This window comes from Ruegeria sp. CI1, assembly GCF_056536925.1.
Map to the genome: position 1 here is coordinate 78,008 of NZ_JBQFQP010000014.1, position 26,310 is coordinate 104,317.

The 26,310-nt window shown below is 55.0% G+C and carries 21 protein-coding genes and 2 pseudogenes; 13 read left to right on the plus strand and 10 right to left on the minus strand.

Going from position 1 to position 26,310, the window contains the following annotated elements:
- Positions 1–32 precede the first annotated feature (32 nt).
- Positions 33–1,058 carry a patatin-like phospholipase family protein gene (locus tag ACR0LZ_RS16575; RefSeq protein WP_480750937.1) on the plus strand — a complete coding sequence of 342 codons (1,026 nt, stop codon included), beginning with the start codon at positions 33–35 and terminating at the stop codon, positions 1,056–1,058.
- Here the strand turns inward: ACR0LZ_RS16575 and ACR0LZ_RS16580 are convergent, their stop codons facing one another.
- From ACR0LZ_RS16580 to ACR0LZ_RS16595, 4 genes are all read right to left on the minus strand, one after another.
- On the minus strand, positions 1,059–1,736 hold the full coding sequence (locus ACR0LZ_RS16580; protein ID WP_480750938.1) for a DUF502 domain-containing protein: 678 nt from the start codon (positions 1,734–1,736) through the stop codon (positions 1,059–1,061).
- Positions 1,737–1,811: 75 nt separating this feature from the next.
- Positions 1,812–2,729: a pseudouridine-5'-phosphate glycosidase gene (locus ACR0LZ_RS16585; RefSeq protein WP_480750939.1), complete on the minus strand. Its 918-nt coding sequence runs from the start codon at positions 2,727–2,729 to the stop codon at positions 1,812–1,814.
- A complete protein-coding gene (locus ACR0LZ_RS16590; protein WP_480750940.1) occupies positions 2,726–3,619 on the minus strand; it encodes a PfkB family carbohydrate kinase in 894 nt (297 codons plus the stop codon). Before ACR0LZ_RS16590 ends, ACR0LZ_RS16585 begins: the two co-directional genes overlap by 4 nt.
- A gap of 51 nt (positions 3,620–3,670) precedes the next feature.
- Positions 3,671–4,291, minus strand: coding sequence for a thiamine phosphate synthase (locus tag ACR0LZ_RS16595; protein ID WP_480750941.1), 621 nt, complete (start codon positions 4,289–4,291; stop codon positions 3,671–3,673).
- Positions 4,292–4,451: 160 nt separating this feature from the next.
- Between ACR0LZ_RS16595 and ACR0LZ_RS16600 the strand changes: the two genes are divergently transcribed.
- The 3 genes from ACR0LZ_RS16600 to ACR0LZ_RS16610 are packed head-to-tail and all read left to right on the plus strand — an operon-like array spanning position 4,452 to position 7,876.
- Positions 4,452–5,195, plus strand: coding sequence for an RNA methyltransferase (locus ACR0LZ_RS16600; protein ID WP_480750942.1), 744 nt, complete (start codon positions 4,452–4,454; stop codon positions 5,193–5,195).
- A 60-nt stretch (positions 5,196–5,255) separates the two neighbouring features.
- Positions 5,256–6,401, plus strand: a complete 1,146-nt coding sequence (ctaA, locus tag ACR0LZ_RS16605; protein ID WP_480750943.1) for a heme A synthase — start codon at positions 5,256–5,258, stop codon at positions 6,399–6,401.
- 5 nt (positions 6,402–6,406) lie between these two features.
- Positions 6,407–7,876, plus strand: a complete 1,470-nt coding sequence (locus ACR0LZ_RS16610; RefSeq protein ID WP_480750945.1) for a carboxypeptidase M32 — start codon at positions 6,407–6,409, stop codon at positions 7,874–7,876.
- A gap of 71 nt (positions 7,877–7,947) precedes the next feature.
- Here the strand turns inward: ACR0LZ_RS16610 and ACR0LZ_RS16615 are convergent, their stop codons facing one another.
- A complete protein-coding gene (locus ACR0LZ_RS16615; protein WP_480750947.1) occupies positions 7,948–8,304 on the minus strand; it encodes a hypothetical protein in 357 nt (118 codons plus the stop codon).
- Between the two features lie 44 nt (positions 8,305–8,348).
- On the minus strand, positions 8,349–11,084 hold the full coding sequence (gyrA, locus tag ACR0LZ_RS16620) for a DNA gyrase subunit A (RefSeq protein ID WP_480750948.1): 2,736 nt from the start codon (positions 11,082–11,084) through the stop codon (positions 8,349–8,351).
- A gap of 193 nt (positions 11,085–11,277) precedes the next feature.
- Here gyrA and ACR0LZ_RS16625 point away from each other — a divergent pair, with 193 nt between their 5' ends.
- Complete coding sequence (locus ACR0LZ_RS16625) at positions 11,278–11,547, plus strand: usg protein (RefSeq protein ID WP_480750949.1); 270 nt, start codon at positions 11,278–11,280, stop codon at positions 11,545–11,547.
- Positions 11,548–11,559: 12 nt separating this feature from the next.
- Here ACR0LZ_RS16625 and ACR0LZ_RS16630 read toward each other — a convergent pair whose 3' ends face one another.
- Positions 11,560–13,095 carry a caspase family protein gene (locus ACR0LZ_RS16630; protein ID WP_480750950.1) on the minus strand — a complete coding sequence of 512 codons (1,536 nt, stop codon included), beginning with the start codon at positions 13,093–13,095 and terminating at the stop codon, positions 11,560–11,562.
- A gap of 289 nt (positions 13,096–13,384) precedes the next feature.
- Here ACR0LZ_RS16630 and ACR0LZ_RS16635 point away from each other — a divergent pair.
- Positions 13,385–13,576: pseudogene (locus ACR0LZ_RS16635) on the plus strand (transposase); the annotation flags it as partial.
- A gap of 215 nt (positions 13,577–13,791) precedes the next feature.
- Positions 13,792–13,917, plus strand: a pseudogene (locus tag ACR0LZ_RS16640) (IS6 family transposase); the annotation flags it as partial.
- A 107-nt stretch (positions 13,918–14,024) separates the two neighbouring features.
- Here ACR0LZ_RS16640 and ACR0LZ_RS16645 read toward each other — a convergent pair.
- The 3 genes from ACR0LZ_RS16645 to ACR0LZ_RS16655 all read right to left on the minus strand — a co-directional run bounded on the left by ACR0LZ_RS16645 (position 14,025) and on the right by ACR0LZ_RS16655 (position 19,428).
- Positions 14,025–15,950, minus strand: coding sequence for a multiheme c-type cytochrome (locus ACR0LZ_RS16645; protein WP_480751003.1), 1,926 nt, complete (start codon positions 15,948–15,950; stop codon positions 14,025–14,027).
- 68 nt (positions 15,951–16,018) lie between these two features.
- Positions 16,019–17,698, minus strand: coding sequence for an alkaline phosphatase family protein (locus tag ACR0LZ_RS16650; protein WP_480750951.1), 1,680 nt, complete (start codon positions 17,696–17,698; stop codon positions 16,019–16,021).
- 137 nt (positions 17,699–17,835) lie between these two features.
- Positions 17,836–19,428 carry an arylsulfatase gene (locus tag ACR0LZ_RS16655; RefSeq protein WP_480750952.1) on the minus strand — a complete coding sequence of 531 codons (1,593 nt, stop codon included), beginning with the start codon at positions 19,426–19,428 and terminating at the stop codon, positions 17,836–17,838.
- An 806-nt stretch (positions 19,429–20,234) separates the two neighbouring features.
- On the opposite strand from ACR0LZ_RS16655, the gene ACR0LZ_RS16660 reads away from it, so the two are divergent.
- The 6 genes from ACR0LZ_RS16660 (at position 20,235) to ACR0LZ_RS16685 (ending at position 26,250) form a co-directional block, all read left to right on the plus strand.
- On the plus strand, positions 20,235–21,596 hold the full coding sequence (locus ACR0LZ_RS16660; protein ID WP_480750954.1) for a hypothetical protein: 1,362 nt from the start codon (positions 20,235–20,237) through the stop codon (positions 21,594–21,596).
- Positions 21,597–21,704: 108 nt separating this feature from the next.
- Positions 21,705–22,997 (plus strand): ABC transporter substrate-binding protein, encoded by a 1,293-nt coding sequence (locus tag ACR0LZ_RS16665; protein ID WP_480750956.1) that lies wholly within the window; start codon positions 21,705–21,707, stop codon positions 22,995–22,997.
- Positions 22,998–23,036: 39 nt separating this feature from the next.
- The gene (locus ACR0LZ_RS16670) at positions 23,037–23,918 is read left to right on the plus strand and encodes a branched-chain amino acid ABC transporter permease (protein WP_480750957.1); all 882 of its coding nucleotides are present in this window, start codon (positions 23,037–23,039) and stop codon (positions 23,916–23,918) included.
- Positions 23,915–24,856: a branched-chain amino acid ABC transporter permease gene (locus ACR0LZ_RS16675; RefSeq protein WP_480750959.1), complete on the plus strand. Its 942-nt coding sequence runs from the start codon at positions 23,915–23,917 to the stop codon at positions 24,854–24,856. The genes ACR0LZ_RS16670 and ACR0LZ_RS16675 overlap by 4 nt, the downstream gene beginning before the upstream one ends.
- A complete protein-coding gene (locus tag ACR0LZ_RS16680; RefSeq protein ID WP_480750961.1) occupies positions 24,844–25,554 on the plus strand; it encodes an ABC transporter ATP-binding protein in 711 nt (236 codons plus the stop codon). The genes ACR0LZ_RS16675 and ACR0LZ_RS16680 overlap by 13 nt, the downstream gene beginning before the upstream one ends.
- Positions 25,555–26,250 (plus strand): ABC transporter ATP-binding protein, encoded by a 696-nt coding sequence (locus ACR0LZ_RS16685; protein ID WP_480750962.1) that lies wholly within the window; start codon positions 25,555–25,557, stop codon positions 26,248–26,250.
- Positions 26,251–26,310 lie beyond the last annotated feature (60 nt).

The window sequence follows — 26,310 nt, forward strand, 5'->3', positions numbered from 1 at the left end:
GTAGGCCGCCAATGTGACCGGGAGGGTGAGACTTGAAACGGATCAATCTGGCCTTACAGGGCGGCGGCGCACACGGGGCATTTACCTGGGGTGTTCTGGACCGACTGTTGGATGAAAGTGATATCGAAGTTGCCGCGATTACCGGAACGTCCGCAGGCGCGTTGAACGGGGCGGCCTTCAAAGCGGGAATGGCAAATAACGGGCGTGAAGGAGCTCGACAAACTCTGAATGACCTATGGAAACGCATGGGTGCGGTTGGCGATATGCGGATTGCGCATTGGATGCGATTTTTTGAAACCGCACATATTGCACAGAGCATTGAGCTTTCAGTTCCCTTTTCCGTTGCCGACACATGGTCGCGAATGGTGTCGCCATATTCATATGGGCCGTTTTATGTGAACCCTTTGGCACAAGTGGTGGAAGGGTTCGATTTTAACCAGGTCTGCGCCGAACGAGGACCGGATCTGTTCGTTTGTGCGACCTGTGTTCGAACCGGTAAAATTCGGGTGTTTTCTGGTCGCGATGTTTCGACTGATGCAATTTTGGCGTCGGCCTGCCTTCCAAATCTGTTTCAAGCCATCCAAATCAAAGACCCAGGCACGGGCCGGATGGAGGCGTATTGGGATGGCGGGTACTCCGGAAATCCAGCTCTTTTTCCACTATTTGTCGACGGGTTGCCTGAAGACGTGATAATCGTGAACATCAACCCTTTAGAACGCGATGAAGTCCCGCGCACACCCCAGCAAATCCACAATCGGATTAACGAGATCAGTTTCAATTCGTCCCTGTTACGGGAATTGCGCGCCATCAACTTTGTTCAACGACTGTTGCAGCAACGGAAAATGAAGAAAGGAGAGATGAAGCGTGTTCATGTTCACATGATCGCTGATGATGATCTGATGAACAGCTTGTCGGTTGCCACAAAACTGGTACCAACCCCTGTTATCCTTAACCGGCTGAAAACAGCAGGTCGAATCGCGGCGGACCGCTTCCTGAACGCGCATATGAAGGATATCGGCGAATGCAGCACGGTCGACCTGCCTGCGATGTTCGGCTAATCACTCCGGTGGGCGGCTGGGGTCTTTGTCATTGGGATAGACCAGTCCCGCCGAAATCACGAGCTTTGCGGCATCCTCAATGGTCATGTCCAGAATGATCACATCCGAGGCTGGGAAGAATAGAAGAAAACCAGAGGTTGGGTTCGGTGTCGTCGGTACAAAAACACTGTACAACTCTTCGCCAGCAGAAGTTCGTTTCGAAATCTCGCCTTTAGCCGTGATCGACACAAACCCAATGGCCCAAATTCCCCGGCGCGGGTACTCAATAAGACAGGCCTTTTCAAATGACCTCTCGGTTTGCGCGAAAACGGTTTCGGAAATCTGTTTGATTCCCGAGTAAACCGAACGAATGACCGGCATCCTGGCCACCAGTTGCTCGGCAAAATGGATCAGCGAGCGTCCAAGAATACCTTTGGCGACCCATCCCACGATGATTGTGAAGAACAGGAAAAATATGACACCTACGCCGCGCAGGTTGATTCCGATGTATTGCTCGGGGCGGAACTGGTGCGGTACCAGCGGCAGTACAGCACTGTCGATCCAGCCGACGACGGACAGGATCAACCAGGCAGTTAGCCAGACGGGTGCGATGACAACGATCCCCGTAAGAAAGGACGCGCGCAGTCTGGCAAACAGACCGGGGCGGCGGTGCGGTTCTTCGTCAAAGGGTGTGTTCATCGCGGTCTCTGATATTTCGCCGATCTAGTTAGGCAGTTTGTCGCAGCCGCACAATAGTGCGGTGCAACAATTCCATCAGAGCTTGGTCAATCTTGACAGTGACTGAGCAATTTTAGCGGCCAGCCGGGCATTGTTTCTGACCAGTGCGATATTGGCGGTCAATGATCGGCCATCCGTTTGCTCGTAAATCCGTTGCAACAGATACGGCGTCACACCCTTGCCTGTAATCCTGTGCGCGTCGGCGTCTGCTTGGGCTGCGGCAATGATCGGGGCCAGTTCGGCGGCGGGAATTTCGTCTGCTGCTGGTATCGGATTGGCGACCAGTTGCCCACCCGGCAAGCCCAATGCGCGGCGCGTGGCATGCGCGCGGGCGATCTCTTCGACGCTGTCAAGGCGGAGTGGTGCGGGATAGGGCGATTGTGCAGACCAGAACGCGGGAAACAAATCCTGTCCATGCGCGATTACAGGCACGCCGAGCGTTTCCAGAACCTCGAGTGTCTTCGCCAGATCGAGGATAGCCTTGGCCCCAGCAGCGACAACGGTGACCGGCGTTTGAGCCAGTTCGTGGAGGTCCGCTGATATGTCGAATGTGGTCTCCGCCCCCTGATGTACGCCGCCGATTCCACCTGTCGCAAATACCTCGATCCCGGCGTAGCGCGCGGCGATCATTGTCGCAGCCACGGTGGTTGCGCCGGTGTTACCGGACGAGATGCAGACGGCCATGTCCGCGCGCGAGATTTTGGCAACGCCTTGCGCCTGACCCAGCGCAGTTAGCTGCTGCGGCTCAAGCCCGATGCGTAGTTGACCTTCGATCACGGCGATGGTGGCCGGAACGGCACCCGCATCGCGGACGTCTTGTTCCACCTGTGCCGCGACTTGGACATTCTGAGGATAAGGCATCCCATGTGTGATGATCGTGCTTTCGAGGGCGACGATTGGGTGTGCCGCATCTTTGGCAGCGCGGACTTCATTGGAAAACTGAAGATCGATCAAAACGGTGTTTCTCCGGAAACATAAGTTGCGGCCGCATGCAGGGCACGGGCAAGGGCTTCGTCTTCATTCGCCCCGGTGGCTTCGGCAGCGATATGTGCTGCCATGAACGTATCGCCTGCACCTGTTACCCGTGTGACAAGTACTGGCGGTGGTGTTTGCGTGAGAATGCTCTCTGTGCTTGCCGCCGTGGCAGAACTACCACCGTCGGTCACCAGGGCGCGCAGCGCACCCCGTTCAACCAGGCAGTGGGCGGCACTTTCGGAATCTGTAAATTCCTGTTGGCACAGCAGGCCCGCTTCTTCGAGATTGACATATAGCGTCGCGCGCCCGTTCTTTAGGAATGGCAGCAACCTTTCAGCCTTGCCGGGTGAGGCGGGGGCAACGCGCAGGTCCGCGTGGGAAAAAGCCGCGCTTTTTGCGATTTCTTCCAGCAAAGCAAGCGTCAGGTTTCCGTCAAGCGCAACCAAACCGTCGAATGGCGCGTTTTCGGTCCCCAAAGGGCCGTAAATGAGTGGATGCAGAATTTTGGCGCCAGCTGCCTCGAGCGAATGCGCATCCGCAATGGCTGCAATCAAACCATTTGCGCCTTCGACGGCCATATATCGATCGGTAGGCAAGTCTTCGGAACGATATATGTGGTCTGTAATCATCCCAAGCTTTGCGCAAGACAGAGCCAGTTCATCGCCTTCCGGGTCGCGACCAATAGCAGTCAACAATGTGGGCGCCATTCCGAACCGCACCAAGGTCATAGCAATATTCATTGCCACCCCACCGGGCAAGCGAGAGATCCTGCCAGGCACATCAGAACCTTGCCGCATATGGCTAGCGGATCGACCTATCACGTCCCACAGGACCGAGCCGATGCAGAGAATGTCGGTTTTCTGACTCATTTGGCTGTCATGCCGCATGGAAAGCCGTCGTGCAAGCAGGAAGGTTACCGCTCACACCATTGCATCGAACAGAGACTGAAGCTTGGCCAGCGGATCGTTATTTGACCAGATTTCATCACCAATGCCGAAAAAATCTGTGTGCGGGGTCAGTGCACGCACGGTGTCTTCGGTCAAACCGCCTTCGGCCACCACCGGCACCTCGATCATCTGGGACCACCATTCGAACAGACCCGGTTCGGCAACAGAACCGTCGCCCAAAGACGACTGTCCGACAGGGCCAAAAGCCACATAGTCAGCCCCGGATTCACCCGCAGTCATGCCGTCGTGACGTGAAGTTCCGCAAAAACTTCCCACGATGGCATCGGTGCCGAGTTCTTTGCGGGCGCTGCGGATTGAGCGGGCGGCGTCGTCCAGATGAACGCCGTCTAACCCCAGTCTTTGCGCCAACAGGACATGGTTCGAAATCACCAAAGCGACGTCGCGCGCATGCGCGACTTCACGGCAAGCGTCAGCCGCTCGGGCAATCTGGTCTTCATCTTTTCCTGCGAGAGCCAGTCGGATGCACGCGACTTCCACACCGTCCAGAACCCGCGCAAGCGTATCAGGAAAACCGCGCAATTCGATTGACGGCGGAGTGATCAGATAGATTTGCGGCTGCTCGGGGGTGTCCATCGCTGCGTCCTTGGCTGGGGCTTTTGCGCGGTTTAGCGGATTGCGCGAGGGAAGCAAACTTTTATGGATGAATAGATCTGTTTTCCACGACGGAAGAGAGGCCACGCCTTGCCCTGCGAATTCAGGAGCATTAGAGCGGTGTGGACTTTCGGAGTATCAGATGCCCAGCGACAGATCACAGCCTTCATTTGTTCTCGTGCGCCCGCAAATGGGCGAAAATATCGGTGCAGCTGCCAGGGCGATGTGGAACTTCGGGCTGGATCGAATGCGGATCGTTGCCCCGCGCGACGGTTGGCCGAATCCAAAGGCGGTGGCCATGTCCAGCGGGGCAGGACGCTTGTTGGACGAAGCGCAGCTATTCGAGGATCTGTCAATCGCGCTGTCCGATCGATCTTTTGTCTTCGCGACAACCGCCCGCCAGCGTGGGTTGACGAAACCAGTCTACAGCCCTGAGCGTGCGATGCAGATTGCGGCTGAGAAAGTTGCGGCCGGAGAGCAGGTCGCGGTGTTATTCGGCCCAGAGCGGGCGGGGCTGGAAAACGAAGATATAGCAAAGGCGAACGCAATTATTTCCGTTCCGGTAAATCCGGAATATGCCTCTCTTAATCTGGGACAATGCGTCTTGTTGGTTGCATACGAGTGGATGCGCCAAAGCGGAGAAGTCGTGCACGAGGCAACCGATCTGGGCAAGGGCGACTGGGCGACCGGGATAGAGGTCGAAAAACTGGTCGAACACTATGAAGAACGGCTTGATGAGGCCGGTTTTTTTTATCCCCCGGAAAAGGCTGAGGGTATGAAAGTCAACCTGCGCAATCTTTGGTCACGGATGCGGATGACGCGGGCGGATGTGCAGATGCTACACGGGATCATGCGTCAGATGGTCCGGTGGAAAGAAAATAGCTGACACTGGACCAATGCGACAGACGGCCCTAGCTTGCGTTGAAATTCAGAACAAGAGGATGGAATGAGCGGTAAGCGCAGCATCTTTGAGGAAGTTTCGGGTGACAAAAAGCAGGAGGCCCTCAAGCCCGGCGTGATTGATCGCGACCAAGGTGGTGCGCGGCGTGCTATCCGTTTGTGGCTTATGGTGCTGTTTGCCATGGTCGTCGCCACGATCGTGGTTGGCGGTCTGACGCGCCTGACTGACAGCGGGCTTTCGATTACCGAATGGCGTCCTCTGACTGGGGCGGTACCACCTTTGAGCGAAGCCGAATGGCAATCTGAATTCGAGAAATACCAGCAGATTGATCAGTGGCGGATTCAGAACCAGTGGATGGATCTGGAAGATTTCAAGTCGATCTATTGGTGGGAATGGGGACACCGGCAATTGGGCCGTGCTATAGGTCTTGTTTGGGCCATGGGGTTCCTCGGCTTTCTGATGGCACGAAAGGTCCCAACAGGCTGGGCTGGTCGGTTGCTGCTGCCGGGCATCCTCGGCGGAATACAAGGCGCGGTCGGTTGGTGGATGGTGGCGTCGGGCGTGACGCAGGGCGAGGGGATGACATCGGTAGCCAGCTATCGACTTGCCACCCACTTGGGGTTGGCATTTGTCATTCTGGGTTTCCTGGCGTGGTACGTTTATATGCTCGGGCGAACGGAGCGCGACTTGATGCAAGCGCGTCGGGTCAAAGAGGCAAAACTGTTTTCTCTGTCCACAGGGTTGATTCATTTCGCATTTTTGCAAATCCTGATCGGTGCGCTTGTGGCTGGTATCGACGCAGGTCGATCCTTTACAGACTGGCCTCTGATTGGGGGGCAAGTTTTGCCGCCTGATGCCACTGTGCTGGAACCCGTGTGGCGAAACTTTTTCGAAAGTCCCGGGCTGGTTCAGTTCATTCATCGCTGTGCAGGGTATCTTCTTTGGGTGTTTGCCCTGTTCGTTTGGCTGCAAGGGAGGTCGAGCGCTCATCCCAACACGAGGTTTGCCTTCAACGCGACCTTTGCGGCCCTTTCGTTTCAGGTTGTCTTGGGAATTGTCACGGTTCTTTATGGCGCCCCATGGCAGATCGCGATTTTACATCAGCTTTTGGCCGTGATCGTCTGGGCACTCATGCTGAAAGCCCGTTTTTTGTCCGCCTATCCCATTGCAACCTCACTTCGAGGAGCCTGACCAGCATGACTGCCTATGATGAATTGATGGCGTTTGAGCGGGAAACTTCGGCCCTTGGTCAGATCGCCGGACGGCTGGGCTGGGATCAGGAGACGATGATGCCGCGTGGAGCCGCGGTTCAACGGGGAGAAGAAATGGCGGCGATCGAGGCGGTTCTTCATGCCCGTCGTTCCGATCCGCGGGTCGGCGACTGGCTGGAACGGGCTGAAGCGACCTGCGACGTCAGCGCCGCGCAATTACGTGAAATCCGTCGCGCATTTGACCGCGCCGGCAAGGTGCCTGCCGATCTGGCCAAGGCGATTGCACGCGTGACGTCTCAGGCTCAGGGGAAATGGGCCCAGGCGCGTGCAGACGAAGATGTTGCAGCGTTCATCCCGGTGCTGGAAGAAGTCGTTTCGTTAAAACGTGAAGAAGGAGCAGCCCTTGCGCAGGGTAACGACGTGTACGACGCGCTGATCGAGGATTATGAACCCTACACGACAAGTGGTCAGATCGCCGAGATTTTTGATGCGATGCGGCCCAGACTCGTCGCCTTGCGGGCGACGGTGCTGGCTCAGCCAATGCCCACGGGCGTTTCCGGAAAATTTGACGAGCAGAAGCAGATGGAAATGTCGCAGAAACTAGCGGTAGCCTTTGGCTATGACCTCAGTCGTGGCCGTGTTGACAAGGCAGTGCACCCTTTCAGTTCCGGAAGCGGATCGGACGTTCGGATAACGACCCGCACATCTGTAACCGACCCGTTCAACTGTTTCTATTCCACCATTCACGAGGTTGGTCACGCCGCATATGAACAAGGGATCGACGACTCTTATGCGTTAACACCACTGGGACGCGGCGTTTCAATGGGGGTGCATGAAAGTCAGAGTCGGATTTATGAAAATCAACTCGGCCGCAGTCGCGCCTTCACTGGTTGGTTGTTTCCACAGATGACCAAAGTATTTGGCGATTTTGGCATTGGTTCTGCAGATGAATTCTATGCGGCCGTAAACCGGGTCCACAACGGGTATATTCGCACTGAAGCCGATGAGGTTCAGTATAACCTGCATATCATGATGCGATTTGACCTAGAGCGCGCGTTGATGCGAGGGGATCTGCATGTGGCTGATCTGGAAGCCGCTTGGAATGATCGGTTCAAGGCGGATTTCGGATTTGCCGTCGATAAACCCTCGAATGGATGTTTGCAGGATGTCCATTGGTCAGTCGGCCTGTTCGGGTATTTCCCAACCTATTCTTTGGGCAACGTATATGCCGGATGCCTTCATGAGGCTTTGAGAAGTGCAGTGCCCGAGTTGGACACCCAACTGGAACAAGGCGATACCAGTGGCGCAACCGGTTGGCTGCGAGACAATTTGCAACGTCACGGCGGTCTTTATGCGCCACGGGAAATCATTGAACATGCCAGTGGCCAAAAGCCGGGGCCGGAACCATTGTTGGGATATCTGGAAGCAAAGTTCTCAGAGCTTTATGGTCTATGAAGGCATTTCCGCGAAGTAAATTTGTTGACCGGAATTGATGGAATTGACTTTCTGATACAATGTATTCCGTTTCAGCGTGCCACACATTCCATGACGCGCCCATCCGAACGGGCAATGCTCAGTTTTCCATCGTCTGTTCTGGTAACCCAACGCTCATCGCCATATCCATCAGATGTCAGTCGCCCGTCTGCATTGATCTCGTACTCTGCATCGACTGTCTTGCCGCGTACAATGGCTGAATACGGAATTGTTTTGGAGTCCGTTTCGGTGTCTTGAACGATCCATTCAAGTGGCGTTAAACCCATCATGCAGTCAAAGTGCCGACCGCTGATGGCGTCGATCAACTCTTCTCCAAGCAACTCGTCGGCCATCAGGGGCGATGCGGCAAGAACGAAAATAGTGCCCACTAGAAAGGTTAAGTGCTTCATTGTGCCCTCGGGAAAAGAGCGGCATGTCTGCCGCTCTTTGGTGGTCAACTTCCTGTGTCCGCTTCGTCCTCTTCGCCCTGATCTGCGATCCAGGCGACACTGACGACTTCTTCACCTTTTCCTGTGTTGAATACGCGCACGCCACCTGCGCTGCGTGACCGGAAGGAAATGCCATCAACCGGAACACGGATCGATTGGCCCCTAGATGTCGCCAGCATGATCTGATCGTCGATCTCAACCGGGAAAGAGGCAACCAGATCGCCGCCTCGCATGGCTTTGTCCATGGCCGCAACTCCCATGCCGCCACGTCCCCGGACCGGGTAGTCGTGGCTGGAACTGAGCTTGCCCGCTCCGCCTGTCGTGATGGTCAGGATCAGGTTTTCGGCGGCGGACATCTCGGCGTACCGTTCTTGCGGCAGCACGCTGTCCGCGTTGCCTTCGTCCTCGTCATTCTCGGTGTCTTCTGTTACACCAGCCATTAAGCGGCGCATTTTTAGATATGCGGCTCGTTCATCGGGACCGGCTTCGAAATGCCGAATAACCGACATTGAAACAACGCGATCTCCGTTGGTCAGTTTGATTCCCCGAACACCAGTGGATTCGCGTGAATTGAAGACCCGCACGTCAGTGGTGCGGAAGCGGATCGCGCGACCGGAATTGGTGACCAGCATTACGTCCTCGTCTTCAGAACAGATGCGTGCATTTACCAGTTCGACGCTTTCGGGCAATTTCATCGCAATCTTTCCGTTCCGCCGGACATTGGTGAAGTCCGACAACCGGTTGCGGCGAACATCGCCCGCGCTGGTGGCGAAAATGATCTGGAGGTTTTCCCATTCCTCATCCGGCACATCGACCGGCATGATTGCCGCAATGGAAACACCGGTCGGGATCGGCAAGATATTGACGATGGCCTTACCCTTGCCGGTGCGTCCTGACTGAGGCAAGCGCCAAGTCTTGAGCTTGTAGACCATTCCGTCGGTAGTGAAGAACAATAGTTGTGTATGTGTATTAGCCACAAAAAGGGTGGTGACCACATCCTCTTCCTTGGTCTGCATCCCTGACAGCCCCTTGCCGCCACGCTTTTGAGCACGGAAATCGGCCAATGGGGTGCGCTTGATGTAGCCGCCCGAGGTCACAGTGACGACCATGTCTTCACGTTCGATTAGGTCTTCGTCTTCCATGTCTCCGGACCAGTCGACTATCTCGGTACGGCGCGGCACGGCAAAATTCTCGCGCACTTCGCGAAGTTCGTCTGCGATGATTTCCATGATACGCTCGCGCGAGCCGAGAATTTCCAGGAATTCCTTGATCTTGGCGGCCAGGTTTTCCAGTTCGTCCGTGACTTCCTTGACGCCAAGTTGGGTTAGGCGTTGCAGACGCAGGTCGAGAATTGCGCGGGCCTGTGCTTCGGACAGGTTATAGGTCCCGTCCTCGTTCATGGTGTGGGTCGGGTCATCAATCAGCCGAATGTAGCTTGCGATGTCTGAGGCCGGCCAGCGGCGCGTCATCAGCTTTTCGCGCGCTTCAGAAGCGTCGGCAGAGCTTCGAATTGTCGCGACGACCTCGTCCACGTTGGAAACGGCGACAGCCAATCCGCACAGAATATGGCTGCGTTCGCGCGCTTTTCGCAAGTCGTAAGCAGTACGACGCGCCACCACGTCTTCACGGAAATCAATGAAGCATGTTAGAAACCGGCGCAGAGTCAGTTGCTCGGGCCGACCGCCATTCAGCGCCAGCATGTTGCAGCCGAAGGAGGTCTGCATTGGTGTAAAGCGGTAGAGTTGGTTCAGAACGACCTCGGGTGTGGCGTCGCGTTTCAACTCGACCACAACGCGCACGCCGTTGCGGTCGGATTCGTCCTGAACATGGGCGACTCCTTCAATCCGCTTTTCGCGAACTGCTTCGGCGACTTTTTCGATCATCGCGGCCTTGTTCACCTGATAGGGAATTTCGTCCACAATAATGGCATAGCGGTCTTTGCGCAGTTCTTCGACCCGCGTCTTGGCGCGGATAATGACGCTGCCGCGCCCTTCCAGATAGGCTTTGCGAGCCCCCGAGCGACCCAGCATCAAACCACCTGTCGGAAAGTCGGGGCCGGGCACGTATTGGATCAGTTGCTCGCTTGTCAGATCCGGGTCATCGATCAGTGCCAGAGTGGCATCAACCACTTCACCCAGATTGTGCGGAGGAATGTTGGTTGCCATGCCGACGGCGATACCGCCAGCGCCGTTGACCAGCATGTTCGGGAATCGGGCCGGCAAAACAGTCGGTTCACGGTCCTTGCCGTCGTAGTTGTCCTGAAAATCGACTGTTTCTTTTTCGATGTCCGCCAGCAAGGCGCTCGCGGGTTTGTCCATCCGGACTTCTGTGTAACGCATAGCCGCGGGGTTGTCGCCATCCATCGAGCCAAAGTTGCCCTGGCCATCAAGCAAAGGCAGCGACATCGAGAAATCCTGAGCCATCCGTACCAGAGCATCATAGATGGCGCTGTCACCATGCGGGTGGTACTTACCCATAACGTCACCAACCGGTCGGGCCGATTTGCGATATGACTTGTCATGGGTATTTCCAGTCTCGTGCATCGCATAGAGGATGCGGCGATGTACAGGTTTCAGTCCGTCGCGCAGATCTGGGATCGCGCGGCTTACTATGACCGACATCGCATAGTCGAGATACGAATTGCGCATCTCGGATTCGATGGAAACCGTCGGGCCATCATACGCTGGGCGTTGAGGGGGATTTTCGTCGGTGGTTTCAGGGGTTTCTGGCGTATCGCTCACGTAAACTGCCCGTTCCTTGTGAAGGGTCTATATCTTGTGGCCGCATCTTATCAGAACCTGCATATAGGGTGCAAGCAAACAGCATCTGCAGCCGACAACTCTCGATGTCGTAATGTTAACACATTGTTTTTATGAGCGTTTGAAGGAGTTTGTGTTATCATATTGTGACCGAGGTTTTTTACCGGAGGTCTGTATGGGAAAAAACGAAACTGAATTGATGCTTAAAGGCTACGGCCTGACAACGGCTGAAATCTTCTATCACATGCCTGACTATATCCATGTCCTGAACACCTTTGTGTGGCAGGACTATGATCTTGCGCCCGATCATCCAAAACTGTTCGGTTTCATCGAGTTCTGGCAACGCGAGATTGAAGGGCCGCTCCATTCTGTCCGCTTTACACATCGCAAGATGTTGTCATCCGGAGAGTGGCGAAACGTTGTCGGGGAATACCGGCTCAATTGACGCCGGGAGTCGCTACTGAAGCCTTCTCGCCTGAACATTGCAGGTAGACGTGCCAACGGTTGTGTAGCTGTTTCCATCGGGTGCTAAACGCCCGGAAAAGACATTTGTTTTGCCCGGAAAGAAACTTTTCCCACTGATATCCTGTCCTGACAGATACACTTCGGCCGATCCAGTCTGTCCAAGGGAATCCGAAATCTGCCCACGAAAGAAGTTTGGCCCTGCTTGAGTATAGCTGGCTGATCCAGTGACTTTCAGAAAAGCCGCGCAGGTTGCGGAAAACGACCATGTCCCGGCCAGAGTAGGGGCAATCGATTTGCGTTCTGGAGTTGGAATAGCAACACAAACCGGCCCCGGTTTGCCCGCCAGTTCCTTAAGGGCTTTTTTACTGCCGAGATCACTTGGTTTTAGAGAAGAACCGGTGGCAGTTAAATATGCCCGAAAGCCCGTTTTGGTTCTGGGTCCTGCGATGCCGTCCGGTGACCCTACTGAGCATCCTAGTCTATTGAGTTCTACCTGGCTTTGTTCAATCAGGACCTCGATCTCAGTTTCCTTTCCTTGTGGTGAATGAGCCGCGACCGTTTTGTCGGGACTACTATCTTCCAGCGAATCCCTCAACTTCAACGCAACCTGAAAGGCGAACGCGTCGGATCGATCTGAGTATTTTTCTAGAAATGCGTCATAGGCTTGGACCGTTCCGATAGAGCGGGTCAGTTCCAGATCAAGCCGAATGTCGTTAGAATTCTTGAAATCCGCCACCCCTTCCGACTGATTTCGAGGTGCAATCGCAAAGTAGAACTCACCGATCAGTTCATCATAATACGCGGGTATCTGTCGGTGCTGCACTGTGCTGGCGAGATCACGGACGCTGACCCTAAGATCCGACATCAAAGCGCGAATCTCCAGCCCCGGCTGTGAGATGAGCGGCAGCAGCGCCCGCGTGAAAACCGAGTTTTCTGCAGTGTCATCGTCGTCAAGCCGGTCCAGCGCCAGTTGGCCTGCACCGGCAGAGAAGATGACGAATGTGCCTTGTGGCGCAATGATCCGTCCCAAGCCTCTTGTTTTTCCAATGCTTCTGCCATTTGTCACCTCAAACGGGTTGTTTCGGCAAGCGTCGATAATCGCGATGGAGGCGCGTGCGCCCGTGGTGCGAATACGATCCAGCAGATCCGATAGGGCAATCGCCTCGGATCTGACGAAATCGCTTTCTCCGTTTGAGGGAACAATGATGTCGGTCGGTAACAAATAGTTCTCACCGTCGATCTCGACGCCGTGCCCGGCAAAGAACAAAAGCGCAATGTCACCCGGATTCAATCGAGACGTGAACTGCGAGATTTGGCGGTTCATCCCGCGCCGCCCCAAATCGGTGGCTAAATGAGTGTCAAACCCGAGAACATCAAGCGTCTGGGACAGTGACAGCGCGTCGGCAACTGCCTTATCCAGCTTTTCGACTTCTTCATAATCGTTGTTCCCGATTATCAGGGCACGGCGTTCCTGTGCCCAAACCGGTTCGGTTGAAATTAGTAGTGCAAGTATCATCAACCAACGCATGAAGACCCTCGACACCAATTTGATCTCGCAAATTTATTGAGATTTTGCATGTCATCGCAACAATGCCAATTTTAAGCCGGTTTGGCTATCGTTTGTATTTTGTCGAGCTACAGAGGGATCCTATGCTGAGTATCTTTGTGATTTTGGCGGTTGTGACTGATCACTCAGCTGACGTGTCCAAAAGATGGTTGTTTCTGCCCCGTAGGTTCGTCAAGCCGACGAAATGCCCGCGCAGTGACGAGGCGGGCAGTGATCTAGCCCCCTGAAATCAGGCCACCGGGGTATTGCAATCCGTCCGAGCAAAGGATGGACTGTAAAACGCAGATTTACCGACGAAGAGATCATTGGAATGATCAAGGGAAACGAGGCTGGGGTCAAAGCTCAGGAGCTGTGCCGCAAATACAGGATCAGCGATGCGACGTTTTGCAAATGCAAAGCCAAGTTTGGCGGGATGGACGTGTCGAACGCGAAAAAGTTGCGAGCGCGACTTTCGCCTTGAACTCGGGCGAGAGGTTCTTCCGTTTCGACATCTCTGATCTCCTCTTCGTGGAAGACCAGTGACAACTAATCATAGCTTACTTCAGTGTCCGAATTTCAGGAGATAGCTCACAAGATCACGCGACTCGACGAACTCATGCCAGGGCGTTGCGCTGCTTAAGCAGCATAACAGAAGTCCCTTCAACCGTGCCATAGCGCTCTGACCGAACGGCTACTGCGCTTCGCAATCTGGGGCGTGATGGACTGCCGGCGTGTGGTCGCTGTCTCGACAACCGGGTAGAGAATTCGCACCTGCCATTTCGACGACGAGAACGGGTAATGCAGCACCTCTGATGAATGCGAAGTTTGCAGAAGTTGGGACCGCACCTGGGTTGTCGGAAAGGTTGTAGTTCAATGAACAAAAGTAGTTGGATCGCCCCTGTGGCCGATGGCTATTGTTCTTGAGGGGGCGGCAAAAGATCCAGTTGGTCTTGAGTGAGTTGGGAATGCATCAGTTGCAGCGAAAGTGATCCGGGATTATACCTCAGCGCTCGGGCCAACACACTAGTTGCTGCTGCTACATCCCCCAGTGCCAGTGCCAAGCGTGCCTGCATGATCCAGGCGTCTATGAGTTGGGGGTCAAGCCGTGCAGCTTCGGTAAAGGCGTTTGCTGCGGCGGGCAGGTTCCGCATCACAAGGGCGGTTCCACCTAGTTGCAAATGCGTCTCGGGAAAATCCAGCCTGCTTGCCATCGCGCTCTGCCACTCATCGAACGCGCGGCGCATGTTTTTGGCGTCTTGCGACGGCAATCGGGCTATCGGCGCCTGTAGCATCGCCTTGGCCGCAGCCATACGTACGGAACGCGACGGATCAGCCAACGCACCTATTGTACGCTGCACGCGGTCGATCGCTGATGCAATCCTTTGCAGGCCAACTGCTGCGCTACGCACCACCGGGTCGGGATCCTGGATCAACTTGACCAGCGATTCGGCCTCTTCAGGGTCTTGCGTCTGCTCCAGTAGATAAAGCGCTGTTGCCCGAACCAACCCTGGCATCTCGTCATTCAGCGCCAGATCGCGCAGGTCGGTCGCAGCGGTCACAGGATCGTTTCGACCTCGGGCGATCACCTCTCCATAATGAGGGCCGCGCTTGTCGCTGTCCGGGAACCACTCCTCAAGTTTGGAGGCGGCCCAATCCGATGTCTCATCGGTGTGGCATGTGGTGCAGGCATCGGGTGCACCTGTTCTTTTCGAAAGGTCGGGGCGCGGAATGCGAAATGAATGATCGGCGCGCCAATCGTTGCCCATATAGACACGTTTGACCATATGGCAGTTTTTGCACTGTGCGCCCGATGATCCTTTGGGGTGGTGAGTGTGATCAGAGGAGTCGAAATCCAGTAAAGGAAGGCTTGGATAATCCGGATTTCCTGCCAGGCTGTGACACGTTGTACAGATACCGTTCTCTTCGGCAATTAATTTGGCCTCATGCGGCAAATGGCAATCACCACATGCCACGCCCTTGGCATACATCTTGGATTGAAGAAAAGAGCCATAGACATAGACCTCGCCCTGAATCTGACCGTCTGCGTGGTAGAGACCTTCACGCAACAATGACAGGCCATAGGCATCGTCATAAGGCGTTCCCGGAACCGGATTACCGTCAAAATGGGCCTCGCGACGAGAATGGCATCCGGCGCATTGCTGTATCATTTGACGACGATCAGACAGATCTACCGGGAATCCGTAAGCCAGAGGAGGGGGCTCTCGCATCGTCTCTGGCTTGCTGGCCCAATCCACGTGGCTTGATCCCGGCCCATGGCAAGCCTCACACCCGACGCCGATTTCGATTTGTGAAGACGCAAAGCTGCGGCTCGGTAAATCATAATTCGCGTTATATCCGGTTGCATGGCAGGCAGCGCAGCGGCTGTTCCATGTTTTGTAAGGCCCTGTCCAGTGCAGCCCATCGTCGGGTCCAAAATTCTGCTCCGGATAAAGATGAAACCAACCGCCCTTTTCCGTGTCCCAAACCACGTCAAAGCTTTGCAGCCGTCCCTTTTCGGTTTCGATTAGATATTGCTGCAGCGGTTCAACCCCGACAACCGAATGGATCGCGTAGTCAGTCGTGCTCCCGTCTAACTCTCGGACCGACACATTATAGCGACCGTCTGGCGTCACGCGAAACCGTGCTGTCATCCCGTCCAGTGTGAATTCGGTTTCATTGAAATCCGCCAGTACGTTTTCTGGTGTGGCGGTCGTCCAGGCTCTGGCGTGATGAGATCCCTTCCATGCTGCGGCAGACTCTGTATGGCAATCGGTGCATTCGTCTGATCCCACATAGTCAGGTTCCGAAGCTGCAGGTTGCGTAAGCAGGTATACCATCGCCAAGAATTGCCCCAACCATAAGATCGAGCCGCGAGTTGTTTGCACATCTGGCAGGGCCGGGAACTTCACCGCAAAAACTCGAACAATGGTTCCCCCACCGAACCGGATGGCATTTTTGTGCCAAGATAAGTCGCGATGGTGGCAGCTACGTCGACGGTTGAGACGCGATGCAAGAAACGCCCTGGCGAGATGTACGGACCGGCAAGGATGATGGGAACGTGAGTGTCGTAAGTCCAAGGCGAGCCATGTGCCGAAGCAACGGTAAGACCGTCAAAATCGGCGATAAACCAATGCGGTTCAAACACAACATAGATGTCCCCCGATCGTTCCGGGTGGAAATTGGCAAGCACGGCATTGGTGATTTTCCCCGGGGCAACCGCGCCGGTTCGAAGGTCGTCGCTGGCAATTGCATGGGCGATGCCGTCCAGACGGTCGAGTTCTTCGGCTACCGCGCGCGCTACTTCGGCGAGATCCAGTCCGCGCGCCTCGATTTCCTGATGGTCAAGGTACAGATATGGGTTCGAGAAGTTGCGGATCAACGGGCGGCTTTCCCCGAAATCCGCAGAGAGGCGAACGAAACCCGGTTCCGTGTCGACGCGTTCGAAATCGAATGTTCCCGCTTCAATACCCAGCGTTTCAAGATATCCTGGATGTTCTGGTGAACCGTGATCGGCAGACAAAATGACGAGCGTCTTATCCAGCTCGACGTGCTCATCGACGAAAGCCAGCAGGTCGGACAGCGTGCCGTCCAAGCGGCGCAGATTGTCCTCTGCTTCCAAGCTCGACGGGCCAAATATGTGCCCCACATAATCAGTCGATGAAAAGCTGACCGCCAGGTAATCGGGCACATCATCCTGCCCCAATCCCTCGCCAATCAGCAAGGCCTTTGCAAAATCTGCGGTAATCTCGTCCCCGGCCGGGCTGAGTGTCAGGCGTGTCGTGAAATACTTGTCATCTGCTGAGCCCCAGTCATGCGGGAACGTGCGGCCAAAACCAGGAAAATCAGTTTCCCACAACTGATCGTCCCTGTAACCAAAGGCATAACTTTCAGGGTCACTCTGCAAGGTCCAGCTTTGTCCGGCATAGCTTTGAACGAGATCTTGATGTTCCCACTCATGAACCCAATCCGGGTAGTTGTCGCGATAGAACGTGCTGGTTACGAAACGTCCTTCGCTTTTCGAGAACCAGAAAGCCTGGCCCGCGTGACCTGCCATGGAAATCGCCCCGCGATCCTTGACCGACACGCCAAAAACCTTTGCCTCAGGCCCGAAGTGAAGGGCGATTTCATCGGAAATGGTCGATGTCAGAATGGCACGAGGGGATCGGCCATCCGTGGTCGCCGCCCTTTGTGTCGGATCGATCTCGGCACTCTCATCCACTCCTCGCGCGCCGATCAGCGGGTAGTCGGGATCCTGTACATTGTAGAATTGCGTTCCCGACACTCGGTCAAACCAAAGATTCGCCACCATGCCGTGAATCGACGGGGTGGTGCCGGTCGCGAGTGTTGTGTGTCCGACAATCGTCTCGGTGTTTGCATGGTCGTGATGGGCGTTGGCAAACACTGCGCCGTTTTCAAGAAGGTAGGCAAAACCGCCCGATCCGAAACCCGAACCAAATCGGTCGATCAGATCGCCGCGCAACTGGTCCACCGTGATCTGCAGGACCAGTCGCGGCTTCTCCTGTGCGGCAAGCGATGTTGCTGCGGCGCATGCGGCAAATAGAGGCAACATCTTCTGCAATCGCATATCCATGATCCTCGCGGCTAATGTTTGATCCAATCCGGCTTGTTGATGCCCCACAAAATTGGTTGGAGACCGGATCTGTCGCTGGCTTTTACTGAAAACGAAGAGCCGCCCGGCATGGGCCGGGCGGTCTAACCATCCTATCGTGATCCGGGATCCTGCAGCGTTTCCATAACCTTGTCGAGGCTGAAAGATGCTGCTTCCTGGCGGGGTGGATATTCCTGGAATGTTGCTAGGAATTGTCCGACGTATTGCTGTGCGGGCACCAGCAGGTATGCACGATCCAGAACCCAATCATAATAGGTGTTCGATGTGCGATAGGCTCTCTCGTACGGATCGCGACGCAGGTTCGTGATCAGTGGTACGCGCAGGGGGGTTAATGGCTCCATCCATGCCCGGAAAGTCGCCCACGCGGTTTGTTCTAGGAACGTGATCTTCCAGTCGGAAAACCGTAGCGCCGCCAGATCACCATCATCGGTGAAATAGAACACCTCCTTGCGCGGACTTTGGTCTGTTTCGCCCGTCAGTAGCGGCAGGATGTTGTAGCCGTCCAAATGCACACGGTACTCGCGCCCCGCCATCGCGTCGACGGTAACTCCCTCTAGCAAATCGTCCTTGACCGTTTCATTCCCGGCTACTGCAAGGAAAGTCGGGAGCCAATCCATGTGGTGAACGATTTCGTTCGTGATCGAGCCCGGCTCGATCTTCCCTGGCCAGCGCACCATTGCGGGAACGCGCCAACCGCCTTCCCATTGGGTGTTCTTTTCGCCCCAGAAAGGTGTCATCGCCGCGTCGGGCCAAGTGTTCATGTGCGGGCCATTGTCTGTGGAGTAGAATACGATAGTGTTGTCCGCGATTCCAAGCTCGTCTAACTTTTCGAGGAACAGGCCGATATGCATGTCATGCTCGACCATCCCGTCGGCGTACTCATCCTGACCAGAGATTCCGCGGTTTTCGTCTGTGACATGCGTGCGGAAGTGCATTCGGGTGCCGTTCCACCAAACGAACCATGGCGTGCCTTCGGCTGTCTTCTCTTCGATGAACGCCAAAGCTGCAGCAGAGGTTTCATCGTCGACAGTTTCCATGCGCTTCTTGGTCAGTGCACCGGTATCTTCGATGGTTTGTGAGATCTCACTCTCACCATAGTTAGCCGATGATCGGATTACGCCGCGCGGGCCATAGCGATCCAGAAAAGTCTCTCCGTTCGGCAGAACCAGATCACGCGGATAGTCTTCGTTCTCAGGTTCCTCCTCGGCGTTCAGGTGATACAGATTGCCAAAGAACTGATCGAAGCCGTGGTTGGTTGGCAGGTGCTCGTCCCGGTCGCCCAAGTGGTTCTTTCCGAATTGGCCGGTTGCGTAACCCTCGGCCTTCAGCAAAGCGGCAATCGTCGGATCCTCTGTCTGCATGCCTTCTTCTGCTCCCGGCAAGCCGACCTTGGACAGGCCGGTTCGAAACACCGATTGCCCCATGATAAAAGATGCTCGACCAGCGGTACAGGATTGTTCTGCATAATAGTCGGTGAACATGATCCCTTCGTCTGCAATCCGGTCGATGTTGGGTGTTTGATACCCCATTAGTCCAAACGTATAGGCTGAAATGTTGGACTGGCCGATATCGTCCCCCCAGATCACAAGAATATTCGGTTTTCCTTCCTGTGCCGACACGGACGTTGCAAGGGCAACGCTCGCAACCGCCAACTGCGCTACAAAAACTGCCTGTCGAAATCGCATTCAATTCTCCTCACTTTTGCGTGCTTTCTTCTGTGGTAACTATTTCGTTATCAAGTCTTAGCCACTTTTGCGTAAAACGAATCGGAAGGGAAGTGAGTATTCCTAGATTGGCATGAGAAAGCTTTTCGCGACCTCGGTGTCAGATTCAGGGCCCAAGAATCATAGTTGGCTGTTGGCTAATTAGGTTGAACAGCCCCCCAAGCAGCAATGATACTTTGCCGTTCGAGGGCATCATAAAGCGCGGATTTGGAAGTGTGTGGGTCAGAAGGAGCCGGACGCGTATCGCAGTGCCGGGAGGGCAATCATCGACCCGAAAACGAGTAGCGCCGATTGACGGCCTCCGTTTCGGTTCGATTGTTACTACGTAGAAAAACGGAGGACGGCAGAAACCGATCTTGTCGACAGCACAACGGCGGCTCTTGAGCGTGGGTCGGTAGGTATGTGGCGACCGCATTCGCGGTTCGATGTAAAACGCTGTTTCGGCTACCTCAATTTCTTGCCAAAAAACCGCGATACCGCGAATGACTTAGGGAATGAACCTTTTGAGCAGAGGGAAGAACTATCAACTTGGGAAGCACGAAATCGTTGGCAACAGAGTCCAATTGCCTGATGTCGCGAGCCACCCTTGGAGACTACAGTAAGGTTTGGCTTTCTTCATCGCGAGCGAAAGGGCGATTTCAAAGGAAATCAGCTCGGTTTTCCTTGATCGGCTTTTTGCTTGAGACAGTGGAACATGGCAAAAAGGGGCACTTATTGCCATTAGAATTGATTGTACCGTGTCATCGAACACGCGCGAAGGGGCTTCAATGATACGCTTGATTGCAGTGTTCCTCGTGGTACTTCCCGGCATGGCCTATGCTCATGCCTCCGAGCGCATGGTTATCCTGACGCTGCCGACCGGGTGGTACATGGTCGGTGCTGCAATTGCCGTAGTGCTGACGGCACTCCTGAGCGCATTCGCTGCTCGGCCACCGAAATTTCCTGCTTTCGAATTGTTTTTCCGTCCGGCTTTTCTCGCTCGCACCGCACTAAATTGGATTGGTACAGCAGTTTTCGCTGTCCTCATCGGGACAGGTGTCTGGGGAACACACGACCCGGCAGAAAACTTGTTACCTTTGATGCTGTGGACCATGCTCTGGGTCGGGCTTACGCTTTTGGCTGTCCTGTTCGGCGATCTGTGGCGTAAAATCGAACCATGGAGTGGCCCGGTACGATTGCTGCGCCACCTTTTGGGCAGGAAGAAGAGAATTGGTCTTTCTAGGCTTGGATACTGGCCTGCCGTGCTGGGTTATCTGGGATTTGCCTGGTTCGAGATCGTGTCACTGGCCCCCGCGGACCCACCGCATCTCGCCCGGGTCGCGGTCATATACTATGTTGCCATTCTCGTTCTCGCCGTCGCAGAAGGAGAGGAATGGTTGAGGCGAGGTGAGTTTCTGTCGGTCTATTTTGGGTTTATTTCCAAAATCGCGCCCTTATGGGGCGAAGTGCGTAGCGGTGGTATCATGGTCATGGCTGGACCACCCGGTGCTCAGGTTCTGCGGATCGAACCGCTGGCACCTTCAGCTATTGCCTTCGTCACTCTTGTGCTCGCCTCGGTAAGCTTCGATGGACTGTCCGAAACCTTTTGGTGGCTCGCCCGCCTCGACATCAATCCCTTGGAGTTTCCTGGTCGTTCAGCTGTTTTGAAGGTGAATTCTGTCTCTCTTATCATTTTCTGGGGGATAAGCACGGCCCTCATACTCGGCGCGGTCCGTTTGGGTCTTCCACGGGGAAAGTTTCGGGAGGCAATCGGACCAATGATGCTGGCGTTTCTACCAATTGCAGCAGGGTATCATGTCGCGCACTATCTCGTTGCTTTCCTGACAGATGGGCAATATCTGATTGCCGCGATCAATGATCCGCTTGGAAAAGGCTGGCATCTGCTTGGACTTTCAGATCATTGGGTTTCTTTCGGCTTTCTGTCGACCCGTACGGGCGTACTGTCGATTTGGGCTGCCCAGTTCTCGGTTATCCTCGCGGCTCATCTACTTGCAGTGATCCTTGGCTTTCGGTTGGGTGAACGGGCAGGCGTCGGGCCGAGTCTTTGGGCTCATTTGCCGGTCACGATATTGATGGTGGGCTATACGGTCTTCGGGTTGTGGTTGCTTTCCGCACCAACGGCGGGATGAGAAAGGGTTTGCATTTCGCAACGACTCCGTGTTCCGTGACCAAGGGGAAACAAAAGACGCAGTCAGGAATTCAATGAAATTGCGTCGTTACAACAGCGGAGGTGTTTGATGACAAACAAGCCAATCCTCTCAAATCTCAATCGTCGATCTTTCGTCAAAGGGCTTGCGGGCACGGGCGCGCTTCTGTCCGGTGGTCTTGCAGCGCGCTATGCGCAAGCGCAATCGTCTGAGCCAATTCGCTTTGGGTTCCAACTTCATCGCACCGGGATCGGGGCATCCTACGGACGTTGGTATGAGCGCACGGCATCTGCTGCACTTCAGGTTCTCAATGACTCAGGTGGCATTAACGGGCGACCTGTTGAGATCATATTCGAAGACGACGGCACTGACCCCAAGCGCGGTGCCGAGGTGGTCGAAAAGCTGACGACCCAATCGAACTGTGACCTGGTGATGGGTACACTCTTTTCCCATGTGGTCATCGGATCCGCCCCGCGAGCGGGTGAATTGAAGGTGCCGTATCTTGTCTGTTCCGAAGGGCATCACGTTGCGAGCGGGATGCTGAATCGCTGGACCATGCAACCGGGCATAACGGACGTGAAAAGCCAGGTGCAGGGCATGGCGCCATTCGTGACCTCGAACCTCGGCAAGAAGGTCACGATGATTTTCCCCGATTTTGCATTCGGTCACGATCACCGCGACTATTTCACCGCAGCGGTGGCAGAGCAGGGCGGCGAGGTGATCAAGCATATTGCGATCCCGCCGACCGAAACCTCGTTCACTCGCTATTTCCCACAGATTCCTTCGGATACGGATGTCATCTATCACGTCATGGTAGGTCCCGCCGTTCTGACCTTTGTTAAAGAACTGGGCGAGTTTTATGGCTCGGGAGATCGGCCGCAGCTGTTCGGTTTCATCGACTCGCTTGAGGCGGTTGATATCAACTCTCCCGGCCTCGAATTTCTCGACGGTTCGCATTTCTGGGAAGGCCACCCACGCTATAAGCAGGCGGATGCATCGGATCATGAGACCTTCTATCGCGAAGCGGTTGGGGTGGACGATAACGGTGCTTCGGTTTCGGATTCGGCTGATGTCGCGACCTACGCGCACATGTTTTCGACATGGGAGACCCTGTTTGTTGCCAGACAGGCGATGGAGGCATCTGGATACCAAGGACCGGCGGACCGGCAGAAGGTCGTCGAGGCTATCGAAGAGATGACCGATTTCACCGAAAGCCGAGAACATCCGCAAGGACCAAAGACGTTCAATGGCAAAACCCACCAGGCCTTCGGGCTGCAATCCATCACCAAGGTTGAGGGTGGCAAATTGATACGTGTGCACCAGACCTCAATGGAAGACGGGTTCTATCCTGACGAGGTCGACTATACGACACTAAGTTTCTGACTTAGGGCGGGCGGGGCGCCAGCCCCTCCCGGATAATGAGTGGATTTCGGACCGTTCCTGCTTCTTGCCCTGATGGAGGGCCTCGTGACCGCCGCAGTCCTTGCGCTAACGGCGGTTGGGTTGTCGCTTGTGTTCGGCATCATGCGGGTTGTTAACGTCGCGCATGGTGAATTTTTTATGCTGGGCGCAGTGCTTGCTTGGTTCACTACTCAATGGATACCGGGACCACCAGCGATTGCTTTTGCGGCAGCGTTGGTCTTCTGCCCTTTGATCGTCGGTGCAATCGCGGCCCTTTCCGATGTGTTGGTTTTGAAAAGGTTGAATTATGAGCCCGAGGCCACGATCGTCGCAACGATCGGACTTTTGTACATTCTTCAGCAGGCGGCCTTGAGTTTTTTCGGTCCGGATGCGCGCCCGGTTCCGGCACCAATCAACTTCCGCATCCAACTGCCCTGGTTCGGCTACTCCGGCTATAAGTTGTTGGTTGTCGCAGCAGCGATCATGCTGTTGCTTGCGGTCTGGCTGATCCTCAAACATACGCGCATCGGATTGGTGATGCGGGCAACACAGGAAGACCGGGACACTGCGCGTGCTTTCGGGATAAATGTTGACAGGGTCTATGCCGGAGTATTCGCGATGGGGGCTGGGCTTGCCGCCATAGCCGCAGTTCTGATCGTTCCGATCCAGCAGGCGCACTACCTGATGGGGGGTGATCCACTTCTTTTGTCGTTCATCGTCGTAATCATCGGTGGTCTGGGAAGTTTGCGGGGCACACTGGTTGCGGCTATTGTCATTGGGTTGTCAGATGGCGTTCTTTCCACATTTTTCGCCCCGACGTTGGCCAAAATAGTCGCAACGCTGGCCGTCGCGTTGATTCTTGTTTTCCGGCCTCAGGGCCTTTATGGAAAGCGCGCCGTATGAAAATCGATCGTGCGCTCTGGCTCCACTTCGGCCTTATCTTTGTATTGCTTGCGTTCCATTTCTATGCGCCAGCGTATCATCACACAAATATCGCTCGGATCATGGTGCTGGCGATTTATGCGATGGGTTATAATATTGCGTTCGGCTACACCGGCCTTCTAAGCCTCGGCCATTCACTTTTCTTTGGCGCAGGACTTTATGCTGCGGGGCTTCTTGCCTACTACGCGAACGGAGGTGCAACAGTAGGCCTTGTCGCAGGACTTGCCGCAGGCGGCAGCGTGGCCTTTGCCTTAGGCCTTTTTGCGCTCCGCACAGCAGGCGTTGCCTTCATGATCGTGACCCTGATGTTTGCACAGGCGGGATACCTGACGGTGCTGTATCTCGGCAGCTATACACGTGGGGACGAGGGCATTGTTGTTCCAAAATCCACTCGGATGCTCGGGGCTCTCGACCTTTCCGACGATGGCACCCGCTATTTGGTTGCTTTCGCGTTGTTTTCTGTGGCGCTTTTGATCAATCTCTGGCTTGCCCGCTCGCCACGCGGGCGGATTATGGTGGCGATACGCGAGAACGAGGAGCGCAGCCGCATGCTCGGTTACAACCCATTCGCGGTCAAGCTTTTTGCACTGACGGTTTCCGGTGTCTATGCAGGGGTCAGTGGCGCAGCATATGCATTGATGTTCGGTTATGTGGGTGCCAGCCTAGTTTCTGTACAGTATTCGATTTTGCCGCTTCTTTATGTCCTTCTTGGTGGTGCGGGTACGGTCATTGGTCCTTTCCTCGGCGCACTGCTGATGTTTTATCTGGTCGACTATGCCAGTTCTTTGACCGACGCTCACCAATTCGTGACCGGGGCCGTGTTGGTCCTCCTCATCCTATTTGCGCCAAGAGGCATACTTGGCACACTGCGTGAACGGGGGATGAGATGGTTGCCGTAACTCTTCTTGAAGCCCGAGAGCTTACCCGGCACTTCGGCGGATTGAAGGCAGTGGACAAGGTGGATTTCGATGTTTCTGAAGGTGAAATTCACGCGATCATCGGCCCGAACGGCGCTGGCAAGACAACGTTTGTCAGTTTGCTGTCGGGCCGAATTCCGGTGCAGTCCGGATCGATCCATCTATCTGGCCATGACATAACACGATTACCTGCGCATGCCCGCGTGCGGGCCGGCATCGCCTATACCTTTCAGATCACACAGATCTACGGCGCGCTGAGTGCCTTTGACAACGTAGCGCTTGCAGTCCAGAGTCGCCATTCTCAACACATAACCGACGATGCAATGTCCGCACTTGAACGGGTGGGTTTGGCGGATCGAGCCGATCAGATTTCTGGGACGCTGAGTTATGGCCATCAACGCTTACTGGAGATCGCAATGGGACTAGGCTTGGAGCCAAAGATTCTGATTCTCGACGAACCGACACAGGGATTGGCGCAAGGAGAGATCGAAATCTTCAAATCAATTGTTCGAAGCATAGTCCCTGAGGCCACCGTTCTTCTTATAGAGCATAACATGGACGTGGTCATGGACCTGGCCGATCGCATCACGGTGCTAAACTTTGGCCAGATCTTGGCGACCGGGTCACCACTGTCGATCCGGGCGAACAGTGCGGTTCAGGCTGCCTATCTAGGGGGGTGAATGCTAAAACTCGATGGTATCGACGCAGGTTACGGCGCGGTTCAGGTTCTGCATGGCTTGTCGCTTGCGGTTGCCTCTGGTGAGGTGCTTTGCTTGATGGGGAGGAATGGCGCCGGGAAGTCTACTTCACTCAAGACTATCATCGGTCAGGTACGTTCGAGTGCTGGCAAAGTGGAACTTGACGGCACCCGCTTGGAGGCGCTTCCTGCCCATGAAGTGCCACGCCATGGCGTAGGTTACGTCCCGCAAGGGCGTCGACTGTTCGGAAACCTGACCGTCTCTGAGAATATTGAAATCGGATTGATGACCCGAGATCGGAGCGCACAGGTACGAGAAAAGGTACTGGACCTCTTTCCGAGGCTCCGAGAACGCATGGGGCAGGTGTCGCGTACGCTGTCGGGTGGTGAACAGCAGATGCTTGCCATCGCTCGGGCACTTTGCCTTGAACCAAAAGTGCTGCTGCTCGATGAACCGACCGAAGGGTTGCAGCCTTCGATGATTGCGCTGATCCGTGACACGATTATTGGTCTGAAAGCGACAGGTGTCGCGACGATTCTCGTGGAACAACGGGTCGATGCTGCGCTGTCGATTTCCGATCGAATTGCATTCGTCGTTGGGGGCAGGATCGTAGAAACTGCTTTTGCCCGAGATCTGGTTCCCCATGCTCACCAGTTCAGGAAACATGTCGGGATATAATGCATGGTTCGAAACAAGTGAATTGGATACTTCTTAGAAAAAAAAGCGTTCTCGATAGCT

What these genes read in the sequence shown, in the direction of transcription:
- ctaA (WP_480750943.1), top strand. Translation starts at nt 5,256, where the DNA reads ATGAGCGGTAAGCGCAGCATCTTTGAGGAAGTTTCGGGTGACAAAAAG.
- ACR0LZ_RS16580 (WP_480750938.1), bottom strand. Translation starts at nt 1,736, where the DNA reads ATGAACACACCCTTTGACGAAGAACCGCACCGCCGCCCCGGTCTGTTT.
- ACR0LZ_RS16665 (WP_480750956.1), top strand. Translation starts at nt 21,705, where the DNA reads ATGACAAACAAGCCAATCCTCTCAAATCTCAATCGTCGATCTTTCGTC.
- ACR0LZ_RS16645 (WP_480751003.1), bottom strand. Translation starts at nt 15,950, where the DNA reads ATGGTATACCTGCTTACGCAACCTGCAGCTTCGGAACCTGACTATGTG.
- ACR0LZ_RS16660 (WP_480750954.1), top strand. Translation starts at nt 20,235, where the DNA reads ATGATACGCTTGATTGCAGTGTTCCTCGTGGTACTTCCCGGCATGGCC.
- ACR0LZ_RS16625 (WP_480750949.1), top strand. Translation starts at nt 11,278, where the DNA reads ATGGGAAAAAACGAAACTGAATTGATGCTTAAAGGCTACGGCCTGACA.
- ACR0LZ_RS16615 (WP_480750947.1), bottom strand. Translation starts at nt 8,304, where the DNA reads ATGAAGCACTTAACCTTTCTAGTGGGCACTATTTTCGTTCTTGCCGCA.
- ACR0LZ_RS16680 (WP_480750961.1), top strand. Translation starts at nt 24,844, where the DNA reads ATGGTTGCCGTAACTCTTCTTGAAGCCCGAGAGCTTACCCGGCACTTC.
- ACR0LZ_RS16685 (WP_480750962.1), top strand. Translation starts at nt 25,555, where the DNA reads ATGCTAAAACTCGATGGTATCGACGCAGGTTACGGCGCGGTTCAGGTT.
- ACR0LZ_RS16655 (WP_480750952.1), bottom strand. Translation starts at nt 19,428, where the DNA reads ATGCGATTTCGACAGGCAGTTTTTGTAGCGCAGTTGGCGGTTGCGAGC.
- ACR0LZ_RS16590 (WP_480750940.1), bottom strand. Translation starts at nt 3,619, where the DNA reads ATGAGTCAGAAAACCGACATTCTCTGCATCGGCTCGGTCCTGTGGGAC.
- ACR0LZ_RS16675 (WP_480750959.1), top strand. Translation starts at nt 23,915, where the DNA reads ATGAAAATCGATCGTGCGCTCTGGCTCCACTTCGGCCTTATCTTTGTA.
- ACR0LZ_RS16610 (WP_480750945.1), top strand. Translation starts at nt 6,407, where the DNA reads ATGACTGCCTATGATGAATTGATGGCGTTTGAGCGGGAAACTTCGGCC.
- ACR0LZ_RS16630 (WP_480750950.1), bottom strand. Translation starts at nt 13,095, where the DNA reads ATGCGTTGGTTGATGATACTTGCACTACTAATTTCAACCGAACCGGTT.
- ACR0LZ_RS16650 (WP_480750951.1), bottom strand. Translation starts at nt 17,698, where the DNA reads ATGCGATTGCAGAAGATGTTGCCTCTATTTGCCGCATGCGCCGCAGCA.
- ACR0LZ_RS16600 (WP_480750942.1), top strand. Translation starts at nt 4,452, where the DNA reads ATGCCCAGCGACAGATCACAGCCTTCATTTGTTCTCGTGCGCCCGCAA.
- ACR0LZ_RS16595 (WP_480750941.1), bottom strand. Translation starts at nt 4,291, where the DNA reads ATGGACACCCCCGAGCAGCCGCAAATCTATCTGATCACTCCGCCGTCA.